We start from the raw sequence: 17,479 nt of genomic DNA, 5'->3' as shown, positions 1-17,479 counted from the left end.
GATCATGCGCTGGAAGAAAACGCTGCAGCTCGTCGACGTGCATTGCGAGGGCGAGATCGGCAAGGTCATTACGGGAGGCGTCGTCGGCATTCCCGGTGCGACCATGCTCGACAAGATGAACTACATCAACGAGGTCGACGACAGCCTGCGCAGACTCGTCGTGCTCGAGCCTCGCGGTTGTTTGCAGATGTCGGTCAATCTGCTGCTGCCGCCGACGCGACCCGAGGCACACGCCGGCTTCATCGTGCTGCAGGCGGACAAGGCGCATCCGATGTCCGGCAGCAACGCGATCTGCGTCGTCACGGCGCTGCTCGAACTCGGCATGGTCGAGATGCAGGAGCCGGAAACGACTGTGGTGCTCGATACGCCGGCGGGTCTGGTGACCGCTCGCGCAACGTGCGCGGATGGACGTTGCGTGAGCGTGTCGCTTGATATGGTGCCCGCGTTCGTCGAACAACTGGACTTCGCTTTCGAGACACCGCAATTCGGAGCCATCAGGGCGGACATCGCCTTTGGCGGGGTCTATTACGCGCTGATCGACGTGGCGCAAATAGGGCTCAGCATCGCGCCCGAAAACGCACGCGCGCTCGCCGAGCTTGGCGTTGAGTTCAAGGGCGTGATCAACCGGCAGATCCGGATCCAGCATCCGCTGTATCCGCAGATCAACGAGGTCGCGTACGTGATGTTCCGCAACCGGCTCAGCGACACGCTGTACCAGACCTGCACGACGCTGCCGCCCGGACGCGTCGACCGGTCGCCGTGCGGGACGGGCAGTTCGGCCAACCTCGCGACGCTCGCGGCGCGCGGCCTGGTGGACATCGGCAGCTGGCTGAAGTCGCGCTCGACGATCGGCGGTGAGTTCGACATCGAACTGCTGGGGAAAACCGAGGTGGGAGGCAGGCCGGCGGTGCTCCCGCGAGTACGCGGCCGCGCGTGGATATATGGCATCCAGCAGATTGGAGTCGATCCCGACGATCCGCTGGCAGCGGGTTTCATGCTCAGCGACACGTGGGGCTCGGGGTTTTCCGAAGGTCTGAGGAGAGATGCGCGCGATGGTAAACTTGACCGCGCCCGTCTTTCCGGGCCCACGACGACTGCGGTGAAACGATGAGCAAAGGTACGAGCGAGACAGAGACACAGGGTCGCCGGCACGGCGGACGGTACATCTACGAAGAGTTGCGAAAGCAGATCCTGACGCTGCAGCTCAAGCCCGGTGCGCCGCTGGACGAAGTGTCGCTGGCCGCGCAGTTCGGCCTGTCGCGTTCACCCGTGCGCGATGCGCTCGCCAGGCTGATCAGCGAGGGTCTCGTGACCATCCTGCCCAACCGGACGACACTCGTCACGCCGTTCGAAATCGAAGAATTCCCGAAGTACATCTCCGCGCTGGACCTGATCCAGCGCGCGGTAACCCGGCTTGCCGCCCAGCACCGCACGGACGCAGACCTTGCACGCATCCAGAAGGCCGACGACGTCTACATGCAGGCGGTCGATAGCGGCGACTTCCAGGCGATGTCGGAAGCAAACAAGGCATTGCACATGGCCATCGCGCATGCCGCGAACAATCCGTACTTCGTCGGTTATTACGAGCGTCTGCTCGGCGAGGGGCAACGGCTGCTGCATCTGCATTTCGACTACACGGTCACGTCACCGACGGTGACGAAACTCGGGCGTGATCACGCGGAATTGATCGACGCGATTGCGCGCAAGGACGCTGAGGCGGCGGAAAGGCTTGCGCACGAGCACACGATGTTGTTCCAGAAACGCTTCCTCGACTACATGCGTCAGAACATGACGGAATCGATGGCGTTGTTGTAACCGGCGGCAGAAGCGCAGGTCCTTGAGGTTGTTTTTCGACAATCCGCGATTGGTATGTCCGAGTACGCTTCAGAGCAGGTAGCGGGGATGCGCCGCTACCCGCAGCGGTACACATAAAGATTCCGATGCTGTGCGCGACATGCGAGTCAACCGTCCTTGGAAGGAAGGAGCGGCACTTGAATCAAACACTTCATGGGCAAAATGTTCTTGTCACAGCGCTTCGGGCGGCATTGGCGCGGCGATCGTCGAGGGGCTAGCCTTGGAGGGCGCGCGCCCGGTTATTCACTACGAACGTGACCGCAAAAAGGCGGAGGCGCTCCTCGAGCGCATTGGCGGCAATGGCTTCATCGTGCAGGGCGACCTGGCTACTTCGGACGGAGCATTCGAACTGTGGCGCGCATCGGTCCAGGCTGCAGATCGCATACACGGCCTCGTCAATAACGCCGGAATACGCACTGAGATTTCCGTGGATTCGGAGCCGGATGAGTGGCGTGCGGTCTGGCAGAAGGAGTTTCAGGTCAACGTGTTCGCAGCGGCAAATCTTTGTCGCGAAGCGATCAGGCACTTCCGACAGAACGGCGGCGGGCGCATCGTCAATATGTCGACCCGCGCGGGTCAACGGGGATATGCGGCCGACGCGATGCCTTATGGCGCGACGAAGGCAGCGCTTGCGAACCTCTCGAAGTCTATCGCGCGTTCATTCGGTGCCGACGGCGCTACAGCCGTGGATCTCGCCCGGATGGGTTTCCACCGAGATAGCAGAGGATTACATCGCAAAGCATGGCAAGTCGTCGGTCGTTGCCGATATTCCAATTGGCGAGATTGCCACTCCGTCGGAAATTGCCGAACTTGTCTGCTTTGTATTGAGACCGTCACAAGCTTCCCTTAACGGGGCGACCCTCGACGTGAACGGTGGTAGTTACATTCGATAGATTGCTTTCCGAGTCGCCCGGCCGTTGGCCGTATGAGCCGCGAGGCGCGCGTGGCCCAGCAACGTAACAGTTTGACATAATTGAAGTATCACAATTATAGAGGAATCCTATATACGTTCTTCCGTTAGAGTGATGATCCACGAGGTTTGCGTCGGCCTTGTGCGCATCTGAGTGCGGTGAGCTCGGCTCGCGATGCTGGCCGTCTTTCCCTACGTCCGGGACAAGGGTGCCGTAGCCTGGGCTCGTCCGCCCACAACCTTTCGCAGCAGCGCGAAAGTTACCCCTCTACGGCAATAAGTGAGTTTCCCGTTCCAGCGAGAAACTCCCTGAGTTGCTCTTCGGCGTGAAGTACCACATGCAGTGGGGCGCGTTGAAAATAGCGGGCGGCGCCGACGTCAAGGAAATATCTCACTTTTGGGTCGGTGTACGGTAAGGGGGGCGAACAAGGTAAGCGTAAATTCCTATCATAAGCGGTGAAGTTATGAAAACTGGTGCGCTTATGTGGATCTCCGTATAAACGGCCTACTGCTTGAAATCCCGTGCGGCAAACGCCTGATCGAACTGCCGGGCGCGCTGCACTTCGTCGCTGTGCAAATAGGTCGACGTCGTGGAGATCGACGAATGGCGCAGATTGTCGCGCACCATGATCAGCTCGGCGCCTCGCGCCAGCGCATGTGACGCGTGCGTGTGACGCATCCAATGTGGGCTAGCGCGGCGCAATTTTTCGGCCGTCCCGGGCCGCTCGTCCTGGATGGCATCGGCCACCAGCACGAAGAATCGCCTCAGCACGCGCCAGAGCCGCGTGCTCTCAATGCCTGCGCCGTCCTCCTCGAGGCTTGAAACAAGCGGCGTCGCCGGGTTCCAGCGCGCGGGCGTGACCGGCAGCCCCCGCTGCAGGAGACTCTGGTCAAGTGCGGTTCGCGCAAGCGGCGGCAACGCGACCTTACCGCGCTTGCCACCCTTGCCGAGCACGTGTAGCCAGTGATCGCCGTGTTCGTCCCGGCGAATGTCGGCGAGCGTCGCGCCGACCAGCTCGCTGGCGCGCAGGCCCGTCGCATAGCCAAAGTCCAGCAGAAACCGCACGCGTTGGGCGGCCGGCACACCCCAGCCATAGGACCATTCGAGGCCGTCGGCAACGGTGCGGATCAGCAGCCACTCGCCCTCGGAGAAACCGCGCGACACGTCCAATCCCGCGCGCGGCGCGTGGCTCTTGACCTTCACGCCGGCAAACGGATTCGCCAGCACGTAGCGCTGCTCGATCAGCCAGCGAAATAGCGCCGACAGGACATTCAGTGCGTACGCCACCGATCGGGGCGACAGCGCGCCGATGAACGGTCGCCATTCAACGCTGTGCCGCGGCCGCGACGGCCCGACCCAACGCTCGTGCGGCGTGGGACGGCGCAGGAATGCCCGGTACGCGATCGCGCCGTCAGTGGTGAGCGACGACAGCGCGCGGCCTCGCTCGATGATCGCCCACAGGATCAGGCGCTCCGCTTCCTTGCGGTAGGCGCGCTGCGTGGTGGCCGATTCATGCATCGACAGCCAGGACTGGATCGCCTCGTAGTCGTTGGATGCATTCAGCAGGCAGGCGGCCCGCGGTGCACGGAATTGCCCGTGCGAACCGTCGACTTCGTGCGGCACGCTCAACTGCTCCCACGGCACGATGTGCCCGGATGGTGCCGCAACGATCAACGCCCGCGCCCGTTCGGTCAGCGCCGGATGGGCGGCAAAAAACGCCTCCACTCGGCGTGCGCCGGCGACACCGAGCCCGGCGATGCCTGTCCACCAGCGGCGCCGGCGCGGAATCCGCACGGTCAACTCGGCAAGCGTGCGGATGCCATGCGCCCGCAGGGCGGCCACCGCGCGCGGTGGCAACCACCGGTCAATCTCGTCGGCAATGTGTGGCATCGGTACTGTCAGGCTGCGCAACGCTTCGATCGCGCGCGCAACGGTGTCGGCCGACGCGCCACCCCTTTCGCCGAATACCTCCGCGAGATCGTCGCGATGGCGGCTTGCCGCATATGCGATCAGGCCGCGTCGGATACGGCCGAGGACGCCGCGCGCGGATGCTCCTGGCGCCTTGCGGTCGCAGAGATAGCGGGCGACGGCTGCTCGGGCGTCGAGCCCGGCGTACCAAGCGCGCAGCGCCGCCAGTTCGGCGTCGTCGGGAAAGGCAAGGAGTTCGGTCTCACGCGTTTTCACGATCGCCGGTTTAGAACAAAATCAGTGATGGACTGATAATGCCTCTGAGTAGACAATTGCCTCCGCCTCACTTAGAGGCAGATACGGCAAGCCCGCGAAAAACAGTGCAGAGGCGCCGAGAAGAGTGATCGCACGCGCCATTTGTCCGCGAAGATCGACGTTTCGAATACGCTTGCCTAACGGCCCGCCACGAAGACTTACCAACAACGCTGGGACGACGCCAAACAACATGCGGAAGAAAGTCACCTCGTTCGCTGGATAGTTCAGTGCGACCGCTTTGCCCAGCGCATCGACGACCGCGAAACAAAACATCGAAACGACTACGAGAGCGATTGCTTGATATTGGGCGGAAGGATTGGAGACTGACAGGTTGGCGCGCATATTGAAGGCAGCATTGAGTTTCTGTGTACCGAGCGCAATTGAAAATCATCTAGCGGACCTCCTCCCGCCGCCCTGCCGGGCGACGAGGTTAAAGTGAGTTTGCCGAAACAGCTTTAACCGGAAGGAGGTCATCATGAACTATAGCGGCATTGACCTGCATTCGAACAATAGCGTGGTGAGCGTGATCGACGAAACGGACCCCGTGGTCGCCGAAAAACGCCTGCCGAACGACCTGGCGAGGATCCTGGCGTTCCTTGCTCCGTGGCGAACCGGGCTGGCCGGCGTCGTGGTCGAATCCACGTTCAACTGGTACTGGCTTGTAGACGGCCTGCAGACGGCCGGCTACGTGGTCCATCTGGCCAACACCACCGCGATCAAGAAATACGACGGGCTCAAGCACAGCGGTGACGAGACCGACGCGCGCTATCTGGCCCACCTGCTGCGCCTGGGCATCCTGCCTACCGGCACCATTCTGCCGGCGAAGCACCGTGAGGTGCGCGACCTGGCCCGCAAACGCATGCAACTGGTGCGCAGCCGCACCAGCCACATTCTCGCCGTTGAGAACATTACGGCGCGTCAGTCCGGTACGCGAATCACGAGCAATCAGGTCAAGCAACTGGACCAGACCACTGTCGACCAGCTGCATCTCCCAGACGACGTGGCGCTCGCGGTCCGAGCGAACGTCGCGGTCATCGCGACGCTCTCCGCACAGATCGCCATCGTGGAAAAGCGTCTTCACGAAAAGGTCGCGCCACGTCCGGACTACACCCTCCTGACCACGGTACCCGGCATTGGCCAGACGCTTGCCACCGTGATCGTGCTGGAAACCGGGACCATCGAACGCTTCGGCAGCGCTGGCAACTTCGCCTCCTATGCGCGGTGCGTGGACAGCCAGCGCATGAGCAACGGCAAGAAAAAAAGCGAGGGCAATACCAGGAATGGAAATCCATACCTGTGCTGGGCATTCATCGAGGCAGCCAACTTCGCGATGCACTTTAGCACCGAAGCCAGGCAGTTCTACGAGCGCAAGAAAGCCAAAACGAATTCAGTGATCGCCCGCAAGGCACTGGCCCACAAGCTCGCCCGTGCGTGCTTCCACATGCTGAAGGAGCGAAAGCCATTTGATGTGACCCGCTGCTTCGCATAAGCGTTACGACGGCGACCGGCAAGCCCTGATCGTTGACTGGCGAAAAGCCACCCAATTGAATGGGATGCCGTGCCGCCGTCCCCGATGTGCAGTAACGCGGATCGCCTGCAACGCGAGCCAGCCCTGGATTGGTGCCGGACGTCCGGCAACCACGACTATTGTGCGAACCCAATGGACGCGTTGCGGCACCAACGTTCTTCTGGGGTGGCAGAGCCACCAGGGCGACAGGCAATCGATGTACGCCGATCGCTTGAACCTGATGGGTGTCTGGCGCGATCCGTCGCAGCCATGAATCGAAGAAACGGGTGCGCTCGGCTACTGCATTCGGTCAGTGCAATCGAAATCGGCTGCACACGCAGTCGAGGGTGTTGTTTGCTCACTTGACACCGGGTCCGCTAATGGGTGTCAACGATCCGTCGTCGCATGTCGAATGACCGGTTCTGGCCTATTGTGTTGAAAAACTCTCCGTTCAATAATTTGGCAAGGTTTGCAGGGGTCCTCTTAGCCCTAACCGAGGCTCACGAGCGGTTTGTGGAGCGATCTGAGAGGTCGATTTTTCGCGAACCGGTCACGTCACCGGGAGAGGGGGGTTTTTCAACAAAATAGGCCGGACTGAGACCTTGCTGTGCTGCCCGCCGCCCAACCCTGCCAACTAACCTTCGCTGGTGACACAATTATTTCGCTTCGGGGAATCCTTGCCCCTCAAGGCTGAGCCGGCACGGACACGGTTTCCCGCGGCGAGTTGACAAAATTATTAGCGCAACGGTGACACATTTAATGCGGTCTACGCCGCTGGTGCGACAAATTCGGCGCGGGCTTCGCACGTCGCGTCAAAGCTGCTCGCCGCAAACCTGGCCGCACATGGCATCCTTGACGAAGTCTTCGTTACGTTGCGCCGCGGTGAGCCTAATCTGCTCTGGCGGGCGGTCGACCAGCACGGCGCCGAACTCGACATCCCGCTGCAGAAACGTCGCGATAAGGCCGCAGCAAAGCCCTTCTTCAACCGCGTGCTGGCCGCCTGTGCCGACGCGCCACGAAGGATTGTCACCGAGCAGCTTCGCAGCCACCCGGCAGCCAAGGCCGACATCCCCGAACTGGCGAACGTCAAACATGTGTTCGTCAAGGCTGCGGTTCGGGTGAACAACCGGGCAGAGAATAGTCATCAGCCTGCGCGTGAACGTGAGCGGCGCATGCGCGGATTTCGTGACCCGAAGCGCACGCAGGCTTTTCTCTCCAGCTTCCGCCTGATCCGGCAGCACTTCGCGCTCAAGCGACACCTGCTACGGGCTTCACGCTATCGCAAACAACTCGCATCCCGATTCGCTGCGTGGCGCGAATTCACCGGCATCGCTCACAATCCGTCGGCTGTCTCCTGAGCGAGATTGACTCTTCGCAGTAGTCCGTGCCACTGCCGACAAGTTGACAATGCCGGCCGGAGTGGTCGGTCTATGTCTTTTACGTCGTGCGTAAAACGCGCACGGTCAGCCCCGGCGCCGCCCCAAAAACCGGTGTGATCGTGCTAGCGACCGTGGCCGTCAGTCTCGCCGCAGACAGAGTTGGCGCAATCACCCGGCGACGCTCGCATTGGGCGCTTTTCCGACACTGACATGGCGAGTTGGCATACACCTGACAATACCGACACGATCTGGCAATCGCCTGCCTGCCCGTACCATCTCGGCACGTCTCTTGCGTGTTCGCTGGCGTCATGCGTGAGTTGTGGAATATCGCTCCAGACTGCGGTAATAGCGTTGCCGCGCGATGACACCCGCTTGCCGATTGAACCCGTTCGTTTGGCTGCAAGCCGAAAACAGTTTTGGATAACCTGAGGACTACAAAATGCAAAGTAAACGGCACGTGATGGGGGACAGGGATCATCGCGCCTGGGTGGGTCCACCTGATTATTTCGACCGCTTGGGTGCCGTGCAATTCGTTACATTGCTTCTGCTGGGGTTGAGAGAGGAACACTTTTTATTGGATATCGGATGCGGTTCACTGCGTGGAGGCAGGTTCCCTTTGATGTACCTCAATCCCGATCGCTATTTCGGCATTGAACCGGAAGAATGGTGTCTTCGGCAAGGCATCGAGGCGGAGGTTGGCTCCGCACTTGTCACTTTGAAGCGACCACGATTTTTATTCAGTTCTGGTTTGAATACAACCAGTTTCAATTGCCAGTTTGACTACATAATTGCCGCCGGCATATTCATGCACGCGAGTAAAACGCAAATTACAAGGTGCTTAAAATCAGTGTCGCGGAGTTTGCGACCTAATGGTAAATTTGTGGCGGCTTTTCTGGCGGGAGGTTCAGACAGCAGCTGCGCACACTGGACGTATCCGGAGGTTCAGTATTACAAGGCTTCAACTCTTCGTTTGCTCGCGGAGGAATGTGGATTAGAGCTCGTCCTCCTCGATGCGCCGCACCCACTAGGGCATCAATGGGTTGTTCTAACACATATGAAGGACCAGCAACACGTTAATCATCACCTTGGACTTGATGCGTTCTCGTGGGAAGAATATCTTTCGTTTCAGTTATCGAAACGAGGAATAGCTCCCAAGAGTCATGAAGGCTATTTGCGTCATGACCTGAGCAGGGTCATTCGCAGCGACGACGAATCTGTTGTTCCGCAAGCGAGATTGTCGTCATCTGAGCGACCAATCGACGACGCTGCGGCTCACATAATCGAGACCTAGGGCGAGCGCCGGGGGCGCGCATAACGTTCTTGCTTCCCCTCGCTGTTGAGAATTCGGTAGTTGGCTGCCGCCCCCTTAACCAGAGGCTAACTACGTTGCGACAGCGCATGATGGGCGGGACCGTTGGCTACGCTTCGCCGTGGGATGTGAAAATACACACGGTTGGCACAACCACTTTCGAATCTAGCAGTTCCGCGGAGCCCAATTCACGGAAACGGATGCAGACGCTTTTTAAAGTGCGGCAGGCGACGGTCTTAATGCCTGGCGCCGAGGGAGGTCTTTGATGTCACACGTTGCAAAAACAAGGCTGTCAAGAGCTGGCACCGTGGACAAAGCGCCGGCAACCCGCTATCCGATATCGAAGATCCACCAGACGTTACGTGATCGGATCTGCACGCTGTATTATCCCCCCGGCACCGTACTGCGCGAGACGGCGCTTGCGGATGAATTCCACGTCAGTCGCACACCGATTCGGCAGAATCTTCAGAGACTCGCATATGAAGGCCTCGTGGAAACAAGAAATGGCATCGGTACGATAGTCACGGGCGGTGATCTCCGGGAATATCGTGACACTTACGCATTCCGGCTAAGGTTGAGCGAGATCCTTGGCGACTTTTTTTCTCCAGCAGACGCTCCGCACGCGCTCGAGCGGATGCAACAGCTGGCGGTTAAAGCGACGACGCTGCAACACAAGCCACCGAATCCAGGAGCATTCTGGCAGGTCCTCGATGAGTTGCATTCCGTAATCAACGGTCTCGTAACGAACGGACAAGTGCGCCAAACGCATAACCGCTGTTACGTGCAAGTCTCACGGCTCAGGCTGAATATTGTGGAACTTTTATGGGACGACGAACTTAGGAATCTTAATAGGGAGCTGGACGAATGCTGCTTGGCGCTGCGCGCTGGGGACATGCGCGCTCTTGGACTTGTGCAACGCAACCACATCTCGTTCGGTCTCGCACGCATCGCTCGGTTGATCTCATAGTGTGCCGGACAGGTCGTGTAGTTTGGTCGGTGCCGCCATGCTGTAATTCGAAAATGCATCAACACAGAAATGAAGACCCGCCCACACAGCCTGACAGGATCACGATGTTCGCGTTCCTCAGGAGGTTGTAACTGCTCTTGCCTGATATCGGTACCCGGGTAGAACTTCAGGTGCTTGCAGCCTATCGGAAGCCCTGGTCCTGGCTACATATTCGGATAATTCGGCCCGCCGCCGCCTTCCGGCGTGACCCACACGATGTTCTGCGTCGGATCCTTGATGTCGCAAGTCTTGCAATGCACGCAGTTCTGCGCGTTGATCACGAGGCGCTCGCTGCCATCGTCGTTCTTCACGAATTCGTACACGGCGGCGGGGCAGTAGCGCGATTCCGGACCTGCGTACGTCTGCCAGTTCACCTTCACCGGCACGCTCGGATCTTTCAGCGTCAGATGCGTGGGCTGATTCTCTTCGTGATTCGTGTTCGAGATGAACACCGACGACAAACGGTCGAACGTGAGCTTGCCATCCGGCTTTGGATACACGATCGGCTTGCACTGCGACGCCGGTTTCAGCATTTCATGGTCCCAATGCTGATGATGCAGCGTCCAGGGCACGTTGCCGCCCAGCAGCTTCTGCTCGATGCCGACCATCAGCGTGCCGAGGTAGAGGCCCTTGCTCATCCACTGCTTGAAATTGCGCGCGCGATGCAGTTCGGTGTGCAGCCACGACGTCTTGAAGCTTTCCGGGTACGCGGTGAGTTCGTCGCTCTGACGACCCGCCTGCACCGCGTCGAACGCGGCTTCGGCGGCCAGCATGCCGGTCTTGATCGCCGCGTGCGAGCCCTTGATTCGCGATGCGTTCAGGAAGCCCGCATCGTCGCCGACCAGTGCGCCGCCCGGGAACACCAGCTTCGGCAGCGACATCAGCCCGCCCGCCGTGATCGCCCGCGCGCCATACGACACGCGCTTGCCGCCTTCGAGGATCGCGCGGATCGCCGGATGCGTCTTGTAGCGCTGGAATTCTTCGAACGGCGACAGATACGGATTCGAATAGCCGAGCCCGACCACGAAGCCGACCACCACCTGGTTGTTATCCATGTGATAGAGGAACGAGCCGCCATACGTGTCGTTTTCCAGCGGCCAGCCGGCGGTGTGCATCACCAGACCGGGCTTGTGTTTCGACGGATCGATTTCCCACAGTTCCTTGATGCCGATACCGTAGACCTGCGGATCGACGCCGTCGCGCAGACGGAACTTGTCGTTCAGCTGACGGCCCAGGTGCCCGCGCGCGCCTTCGCAGAAGAGCGTGTATTTCGCGTGCAGTTCCATGCCGAGCTGGAAGTTTTCGGTCGGCTCGCCGTCCTTGCCGATGCCGAGATTGCCGGTCGCAACGCCCTTGACCGAGCCGTCGTCGTTATACAGAATCTCTGCAGCCGGAAAGCCCGGAAAGATTTCGACGCCCAGCGCCTCGGCCTGCTGACCGAGCCAGCGCGTCACGTTCGCGAGCGAAATGACGTAGTTGCCGTGATTCTTGAAGTTATCCGGCAGCGCCCAGGTCGGCACGCTTTTCGAGCCGGTTTCGGTGAGGAACAGAAACCTGTCTTCGGTCACGTCGACGGTGAGCGGCGCGCCTTTTTCTTTCCAGTCTGGAATCAGTTCGGTGATGGCGCGGGGGTCCATGACCGCGCCCGACAGGATGTGAGCCCCGATCTCCGAGCCTTTTTCGAGTACGCACACGCCGAACTCGACGCCTTTGTTGGCCGCGAGCTGCTTCAGGCGGATCGCTGCGGACAGGCCAGCCGGGCTGCCGCCGACGATCACGACGTCGTATTCCATTGATTCGCGCGGCTGCGCACGCGCAAGCAGAGTATTCATAGTAAGAAAATTTTCGGGGATTACGACCTACGACACTCAGCGGTATCGTTGTTCAGGGAAGAAAAGCGATGGCTGACCGCCACTGCGCGCCTGGCGTTTACACGGTGAAGCCAGTATAAAAATACGCAACCGCCGCAATCAGCGTGAGGATTCCCACGACCTCGCCGAGCGCTGTCGCAGGGGCCTTCGACATAAACAGCCGCAGCGCGCATCGTGTTGAGAAGCCGGCCAAAAAAGCGACGCCGATCGAAATAGCGGCCACAAAAGCGCCATCTGTGAAGGCGAGCCATTGGATCTGCATGTGTCTTAAACCGATCATTTCGGTAATGGTGACACGACGCGGGCCAGCCCTATCGGCTTTCGCGACTCTTATGGACTGCGATCAGATTTGCTTATTGAGACCGTGGATCCGCATCGCGAGCGCAGACTCCAGTCATCACTTCATCCAAGGACTTTCCGTGAACACTTATGACGTTGTCGTGATCGGCGCGGGCGTAATCGGCAGCTCGGTCGCGTTTCACCTGCAGATGCTCGGCGCAAAAAACGTATTGGTGCTCGATCGGGCAACAATCGGCGCAGGGACTACCTCTCAGTCGTCGGGCATTCTGCGCACGCACTACTCGGTGAAGGAAAACGTTGAACTCGCGCGCAAGTCGTGGTCGGTGTTCAACAATTTCGCCAACTATGTCGGCGACGACGAAGCCTCCAGCGGCCTTGTGAAGTGCGGCTACATGATCTTGTCCGCGGACAACGACAAACTCGAGCCGCTTCGGGCCGCTCTTGACCAGCAACAACAACAGGGCATACCGCTCGAATTACTGGACGCGCGCCAGGCGAAGGAGCGCATGCCGATTGCCACCTTCGACGACGCCGCGCTGATTGGTTACGAGCCGGAAGCCGGCTTCGCGGATGCGTACCTCACCGCCACCAGCTTCGCTCGTGCTGCGCGTCGCGGCGGCGTGACGATCCGTGAGAACGTCACCGTCAACCGGCTGCTGATCGAGAACAGCAAGGTGATCGGCGTATCAACGAACGTGGGCGACTTCGCGGCGGGCACCGTAATCAGCACGCAGAACATCTGGACACCGGAGCTCGCGGGCTGGACCGGTAAGACGCTGCCGATCGCTCCGGAGCGGCACGCAGTGCTCGCGCTCGAATGCGTGGAAGCGCCTTACACGTTCCAGATGCCGGTGTTCAAGGACCTCGCGTCGCAAGGCATGCTGTATTACCGTAGCTACGGCGGCAATCAGATGCTCGTGAGCGAGGGCGTGGTCGGCGAAAAGCTCACTACAGCGGACACCGAACAGGGCGACATTCCGATGGACTATGTTATCGATGTCGGAGCGCAGGTTGCGAAGCGTTTCCCGGCGTATGAGACGGCAGGCATTGCGTCATCTTGGACCGGCGTGTACGACGTGACACCAGACTGGAACCCGGTGCTCGGTACACTGCCCGGCATCAGCGGGCTGGTGGTCGGCTACGGCTTCTCGGGCCACGGATTCAAACTGTCGCCGACGGTCGGCAAAATCCTGGCGCAAGCAGCCCTTGGCCAGCCCACCGACGTTTCGCTCAAGCCGTACTCAATCGAACGTTTCGCCACCGGCGAGCTTTTGACGGGAAAATACGGCCTCGGTGCAGTTTCTTGATGCGATGAGGTCCGCTCACCTCGCGATTCGTCCGCTGGCGTCATTCACGCCGCAGCCGTGGCGCAACGATGGCGGCACCACCCGATTACTTGCAGAAAACATCGACGACGCGGGCAGCTGGCGTATCAGTCTCGCGGATGTCGCTCTCGACGGTCATTACTCGCGCTTCGCGGACATGACGCGCGTGTCGCTCGTCGTAGATGGTGCGGGCGTTACCCTCGACAGCGGCTCGGCACGCATCGAACTTCTGCCTGCTCGCGCCGCGGCCTACGACGGCGACGCCGATTGGCGCGCGAGCCTGCACAATGGTCCAGTCATGAAGCTCAACGCGATGGTGACCCGCGGGCGCTATTCTGCGTGCATCGTGCCGGTGTTCGCCGAACGGCACGTGCCGTCCGACTGTTTCGCGCTCCTGCTGACGTTGCACGGCGCGACCGTTGTGCTGCCGACAAAACAAGACGCCGCCTCCAAGGCGTCGACCACGCTTGCCGAAGCACATGTCGCCACCCGTAACGCCAGCGGCGCGGCATTCGATCTATCGCCTGCACAGCGTGAAGCAGACGACGCATCTGACTCTTCCACGCCTAGCAAAGAGCACAGGCCGTATGCCGCGCTTGTGCTCATAAGATCAACGACGCACGGCTGATACGCCGCGCAAAGACTCTTCCGCGTATCAAGGAAAGCATATGAAAGTCATGGCAGCAGTCAAACGCGTTGTCGACTACAACGTGAAGGTCCGCGTGAAAGCGGACCAAACGGGCGTCGACATCAGCAACGTGAAAATGTCGATGAACCCATTCGACGAGATCGCCGTCGAAGCGGCGACCCGTCTAAAGGAGAGCGGTCACGCCAGCGACGTCGTTGCCGTTACGTGCGGGCCGACGCAAAGCGCTGAAACGCTGCGCACCGCCCTTGCGATCGGTGCAGACCGTGCATTGCACATCCAAACGGACGCCGAGCTGCAGCCGCTCGCCGTCGCGAGGCTGCTGAAGGCCGCCGTGGAGCGAGAACGGCCGCAACTGGTAATTCTCGGGAAACAAGCCATTGACGACGATGCTGGCCAGACCGGTCAATTGCTCGCGGCGCTGCTCGACTGGCCACAGGCTACTTTCGCGAGCGCAATTGACATCAAGGGTGATGTAGCCACCGTTACGCGCGAAGTGGACGGCGGCCTTGAAGTGATTGAACTGGATCTTCCCGCCATCGTCACGACGGATCTGCGTCTTAACGAGCCTCGCTACGTCACGCTACCCAACATCATGAAGGCGAAGAAGAAACCGGTGGAGACCGTCACCCCCGCTGATCTCAGCGTGGACGTGACTCCGCGTCTGAAGACGCTGAAAGTCATTGAGCCGGCCGTGCGCAAGGCCGGTGTGCGCGTGGCGGATTTCACCACGCTGATCGACAAACTCAAGAACGAAGCAAAGGTGATCTGATGACCACGCTTGTCATTGCCGAACATGAAGGCCCCGTGCTCAAATCAGCGACACTGCACACAGTTGGCGCCGCGCGTCAGTTGAATAACGGCGTGCACGTGCTAGTCGCGGGCCACGACGTGCGCGCAGCGGGAGAAGCAGCGGCGTCCATCGAAGGTGTCGATAGGGTGATCCTGATCGACGCGGCGCATCTTGCGGACGGTCTCGCGGAGAACGTCGCGGCGCAGGTGCTGACGCTCGCACCGTCGTACACGCATGTGCTGTTCGCCGCGACGGCCGCGGGCAAGAACGTCGCGCCGCGCGTCGCCGCGAAGCTCGACGCATCGCAGATTTCCGACGTCATCGCCATTCGTGCGGCCGATACGTTCGACCGCCCAATCTATGCCGGTAACGCAATCGCTACCGTGCAATGTGACGACACGATCAAGGTCGCGACGATCCGTACCACGGCGTTTGATGCCTCGGCCGCGACCGGCGGTAAGGCGTCGGTCGAGACGCGCTCCGCCGTGGAAGGCAGCAGCCGCGCGCGCTTCGTGCGCCGTGAAGTGGCAAATAGCGATCGCCCCGAGCTGACCTCAGCGCGCATCGTTGTGTCGGGCGGACGCGGCATGGGAAGCGCGGAGAATTTCGCGCTGCTAGATCCACTCGCACAGAAACTTGGCGCAGCGGTCGGCGCGTCGCGCGCGGCGGTCGATTCTGGCTTCGCGCCGAACGACTGGCAGGTCGGCCAGACCGGCAAAATTGTCGCGCCGCAACTCTATGTAGCGGTCGGCATCTCCGGGGCGATCCAACATCTGGCCGGAATGAAGGACTCCAAGGTGATCGTCGCCGTGAACAAGGACGCCGAGGCGCCTATCTTTGGCGTAGCGGATTACGGAATTGTAGGGGACCTGTTCACCGTACTTCCGCAATTGACTGCCGCACTGTAACGTCTCCTAGTGGCGTTTTAACCGTTGGGGCTGCCTGAGAGTCACAGCAGCCCGCCTCCGCTTGTCCGACGGGAAAAGAGAAAATGTGTAGCCGCCGTGAACTGGACCGGGTTCCCTGTTCCTTGATTGAATGAATAACGAAGCGGCTCGTCAATTACCAGCGAACTCTCAAAGCTACGGAACCGGTCGTACTAAGCTTTCTTTCCGAATATTCCTCTCTGTCCCCTGTCCGGGATGGAGATTTTTTCCTGGCGATTGATCTGGACAGCCCCTGCTGCTGTGATCCTCCTCCTTTTATCCGGAAGGTTGCACGCCCTCAGGGACCTCGCACAGCGAGGCCTGAAGCATCCGATGCTTGGCGTGGCGATGCTCATCAACACCACGTTGCTTGGAGTTCAACTGTGGGTGTTCATGTGGGCACCCCTACATGGACGCATGCTCGAAATTTCGCTGGGTTACTTTCTATTACCCTTGGCCATGGTGCTCGTTGGGCGATTTTATTATCATGAACGCCTCGATTGCATGCAATGGACTGCTGTCGGATGTGCAGCGATTGGGGTTGCCCACGAACTCTGGTCCACTGGGGCATTTTCATGGCCAACCGCGCTTATCGTGCTTAGTTACCCTCCATATTTTGTCCTAAGGCGAAAGATCGACGCGGACGCATTAACCTCGTTCGCAGCCGAAGTGCTGATACTGCTTCCTGTCGCGATCTGGCAGGTGCTCGATCATCGTGGCCTTACAGCAGTGTCCGGCAACATTAAGCTGCTGGTCGTGTTATTGCCGGGCCTCGGAGCGTTGTCAACGGCAGCCCTCGCAAGTTATCTGATGGCGGGACGCATTCTGCCGATGAGCCTTTTTTGGCTCTTAGGATATGTCGAGCCTGTGTTGCTGCTCTTTGTCTCCCTGGGGTTGTTGGGGGAATCCTTTACTCAGCAGAAGCTCGCTACTTATGCGCCCATCTGGCTCGCGGTTGGCCTGATAGGCATACACGGCGCACTGCATATGCGTTCGCCCAAACGATAAACTGGAAACGCAATCTAGAGACACCTGGCATCCGTGACGCTGCCGCGGCAGCGCAAATCGAATGAAGCATGTTGAAAAGCAGATGTCCGGCACAATAGCCGTCACTATTGCTCCACTTCCTAGGTGAGCGCTCGGTAAGTTCGCATTGGTTCCTCAGCCGGGCACCTATCTCGGCTTCGATCACGTGAACTCCATTCGCCGGAGCGCCATATCGATGCGCCGTCGCAGCCCGAGAGTACCAGGGATTCACCACCCATGAATGTCCGCTCACGTTCAGCGGCGCTATAAACGCTTCTAGCAGGCTGTTGAATTTGGGTCCCGTGTAAACGGGGTTTGAGGGACGGGCGTTATGGATATCGTGTTCATGATCTTTGGCAGCGGATGCGATGCGCGGAATGGATGAGATGCAGGAACCCCTGTT

General features: G+C 59.9%; 14 protein-coding genes and 3 pseudogenes. 13 read left to right on the top strand and 4 right to left on the bottom strand.

Annotation, left to right across the window (positions count from 1 at the left end; translation table 11 throughout):
• Positions 1-4 precede the first annotated feature (4 nt).
• The 4 genes and pseudogenes from AB4Y34_RS36665 to AB4Y34_RS36650 all read left to right on the top strand — a co-directional run bounded on the left by AB4Y34_RS36665 (position 5) and on the right by AB4Y34_RS36650 (position 2,747).
• On the top strand, positions 5-1,111 hold the full coding sequence (locus AB4Y34_RS36665) for a proline racemase family protein (protein WP_368718793.1): 1,107 nt from the start codon (positions 5-7) through the stop codon (positions 1,109-1,111).
• On the top strand, positions 1,108-1,815 hold the full coding sequence (locus tag AB4Y34_RS36660) for a GntR family transcriptional regulator (protein WP_368718792.1): 708 nt from the start codon (positions 1,108-1,110) through the stop codon (positions 1,813-1,815). Before AB4Y34_RS36665 ends, AB4Y34_RS36660 begins: the two co-directional genes overlap by 4 nt.
• Positions 1,816-1,954: 139 nt before the next feature.
• Positions 1,955-2,521, top strand: a pseudogene (locus AB4Y34_RS36655) (SDR family NAD(P)-dependent oxidoreductase); the annotation flags it as partial.
• A complete protein-coding gene (locus tag AB4Y34_RS36650) occupies positions 2,442-2,747 on the top strand; it encodes an SDR family oxidoreductase (RefSeq protein WP_368718805.1) in 306 nt (101 codons plus the stop codon). The pseudogene AB4Y34_RS36655 and the gene AB4Y34_RS36650, both read left to right, overlap by 80 nt.
• A gap of 522 nt (positions 2,748-3,269) precedes the next feature.
• Here the strand turns inward: AB4Y34_RS36650 and AB4Y34_RS36645 are convergent.
• Together AB4Y34_RS36645 and AB4Y34_RS36640 are read right to left on the bottom strand one after the other, a co-directional pair.
• Positions 3,270-4,949 (bottom strand): phage integrase family protein, encoded by a 1,680-nt coding sequence (locus AB4Y34_RS36645; protein ID WP_368718791.1) that lies wholly within the window; start codon positions 4,947-4,949, stop codon positions 3,270-3,272.
• 30 nt (positions 4,950-4,979) lie between these two features.
• Positions 4,980-5,330, bottom strand: a pseudogene (locus AB4Y34_RS36640) (EamA family transporter); the annotation flags it as partial.
• A 133-nt stretch (positions 5,331-5,463) separates the two neighbouring features.
• On the opposite strand from AB4Y34_RS36640, the gene AB4Y34_RS36635 reads away from it, so the two are divergent.
• The 4 genes and pseudogenes from AB4Y34_RS36635 to AB4Y34_RS36620 all read left to right on the top strand — a co-directional run bounded on the left by AB4Y34_RS36635 (position 5,464) and on the right by AB4Y34_RS36620 (position 10,150).
• Positions 5,464-6,477 carry an IS110 family transposase gene (locus tag AB4Y34_RS36635; protein ID WP_368718790.1) on the top strand — a complete coding sequence of 338 codons (1,014 nt, stop codon included), beginning with the start codon at positions 5,464-5,466 and terminating at the stop codon, positions 6,475-6,477.
• Positions 6,478-7,261: 784 nt separating this feature from the next.
• A pseudogene (locus AB4Y34_RS36630) lies at positions 7,262-7,853 on the top strand (transposase); the annotation flags it as partial.
• A 460-nt stretch (positions 7,854-8,313) separates the two neighbouring features.
• Positions 8,314-9,165 carry a methyltransferase gene (locus AB4Y34_RS36625; protein WP_368718789.1) on the top strand — a complete coding sequence of 284 codons (852 nt, stop codon included), beginning with the start codon at positions 8,314-8,316 and terminating at the stop codon, positions 9,163-9,165.
• Positions 9,166-9,448: 283 nt separating this feature from the next.
• Positions 9,449-10,150: a GntR family transcriptional regulator gene (locus tag AB4Y34_RS36620; RefSeq protein ID WP_368718788.1), complete on the top strand. Its 702-nt coding sequence runs from the start codon at positions 9,449-9,451 to the stop codon at positions 10,148-10,150.
• A gap of 203 nt (positions 10,151-10,353) precedes the next feature.
• Here AB4Y34_RS36620 and AB4Y34_RS36615 read toward each other — a convergent pair whose 3' ends face one another.
• Both AB4Y34_RS36615 and AB4Y34_RS36610 read right to left on the bottom strand, forming a co-directional pair.
• Positions 10,354-12,021, bottom strand: a complete 1,668-nt coding sequence (locus AB4Y34_RS36615) for an electron transfer flavoprotein-ubiquinone oxidoreductase (RefSeq protein ID WP_368718787.1) — start codon at positions 12,019-12,021, stop codon at positions 10,354-10,356.
• 97 nt (positions 12,022-12,118) lie between these two features.
• The gene (locus AB4Y34_RS36610; RefSeq protein ID WP_368718786.1) at positions 12,119-12,322 is read right to left on the bottom strand and encodes a hypothetical protein; all 204 of its coding nucleotides are present in this window, start codon (positions 12,320-12,322) and stop codon (positions 12,119-12,121) included.
• Between the two features lie 157 nt (positions 12,323-12,479).
• On the opposite strand from AB4Y34_RS36610, the gene AB4Y34_RS36605 reads away from it, so the two are divergent.
• From AB4Y34_RS36605 to rarD, 5 genes are all read left to right on the top strand, one after another.
• Positions 12,480-13,667, top strand: coding sequence for an NAD(P)/FAD-dependent oxidoreductase (locus tag AB4Y34_RS36605; protein WP_368718785.1), 1,188 nt, complete (start codon positions 12,480-12,482; stop codon positions 13,665-13,667).
• Positions 13,668-13,671: 4 nt separating this feature from the next.
• Complete coding sequence (locus AB4Y34_RS36600; protein ID WP_368718804.1) at positions 13,672-14,313, top strand: HutD family protein; 642 nt, start codon at positions 13,672-13,674, stop codon at positions 14,311-14,313.
• 40 nt (positions 14,314-14,353) lie between these two features.
• On the top strand, positions 14,354-15,103 hold the full coding sequence (locus tag AB4Y34_RS36595) for an electron transfer flavoprotein subunit beta/FixA family protein (protein WP_368718784.1): 750 nt from the start codon (positions 14,354-14,356) through the stop codon (positions 15,101-15,103).
• Positions 15,103-16,032, top strand: coding sequence for an electron transfer flavoprotein subunit alpha/FixB family protein (locus AB4Y34_RS36590; protein WP_368718783.1), 930 nt, complete (start codon positions 15,103-15,105; stop codon positions 16,030-16,032). Before AB4Y34_RS36595 ends, AB4Y34_RS36590 begins: the two co-directional genes overlap by 1 nt.
• Before the next feature lie 234 nt (positions 16,033-16,266).
• A complete protein-coding gene (rarD, locus tag AB4Y34_RS36585; protein ID WP_368718782.1) occupies positions 16,267-17,058 on the top strand; it encodes an EamA family transporter RarD in 792 nt (263 codons plus the stop codon).
• Positions 17,059-17,479 lie beyond the last annotated feature (421 nt).

The sequence above is a fragment of the Paraburkholderia sp. BR10954 genome (genome assembly GCF_040965775.1).
Classification (GTDB): Bacteria; Pseudomonadota; Gammaproteobacteria; order Burkholderiales; family Burkholderiaceae; genus Paraburkholderia; species Paraburkholderia youngii.
This window is presented reverse-complemented; position numbering and strand designations above follow the sequence as displayed.

Excerpts from the sequence above, each read along its gene's own strand:
- AB4Y34_RS36665 (WP_368718793.1), top strand. The coding sequence starts at position 5 with ATGCGCTGGAAGAAAACGCTGCAGCTCGTCGACGTGCATTGCGAGGGC.
- AB4Y34_RS36660 (WP_368718792.1), top strand. The coding sequence starts at position 1,108 with ATGAGCAAAGGTACGAGCGAGACAGAGACACAGGGTCGCCGGCACGGC.
- AB4Y34_RS36650 (WP_368718805.1), top strand. The coding sequence starts at position 2,442 with ATGCGGCCGACGCGATGCCTTATGGCGCGACGAAGGCAGCGCTTGCGA.
- AB4Y34_RS36635 (WP_368718790.1), top strand. The coding sequence starts at position 5,464 with ATGAACTATAGCGGCATTGACCTGCATTCGAACAATAGCGTGGTGAGC.
- AB4Y34_RS36625 (WP_368718789.1), top strand. The coding sequence starts at position 8,314 with ATGCAAAGTAAACGGCACGTGATGGGGGACAGGGATCATCGCGCCTGG.
- AB4Y34_RS36620 (WP_368718788.1), top strand. The coding sequence starts at position 9,449 with ATGTCACACGTTGCAAAAACAAGGCTGTCAAGAGCTGGCACCGTGGAC.
- AB4Y34_RS36615 (WP_368718787.1), bottom strand. The coding sequence starts at position 12,021 with ATGAATACTCTGCTTGCGCGTGCGCAGCCGCGCGAATCAATGGAATAC.
- AB4Y34_RS36610 (WP_368718786.1), bottom strand. The coding sequence starts at position 12,322 with ATGCAGATCCAATGGCTCGCCTTCACAGATGGCGCTTTTGTGGCCGCT.
- AB4Y34_RS36600 (WP_368718804.1), top strand. The coding sequence starts at position 13,672 with ATGAGGTCCGCTCACCTCGCGATTCGTCCGCTGGCGTCATTCACGCCG.
- AB4Y34_RS36595 (WP_368718784.1), top strand. The coding sequence starts at position 14,354 with ATGAAAGTCATGGCAGCAGTCAAACGCGTTGTCGACTACAACGTGAAG.
- AB4Y34_RS36590 (WP_368718783.1), top strand. The coding sequence starts at position 15,103 with ATGACCACGCTTGTCATTGCCGAACATGAAGGCCCCGTGCTCAAATCA.
- rarD (WP_368718782.1), top strand. The coding sequence starts at position 16,267 with ATGGAGATTTTTTCCTGGCGATTGATCTGGACAGCCCCTGCTGCTGTG.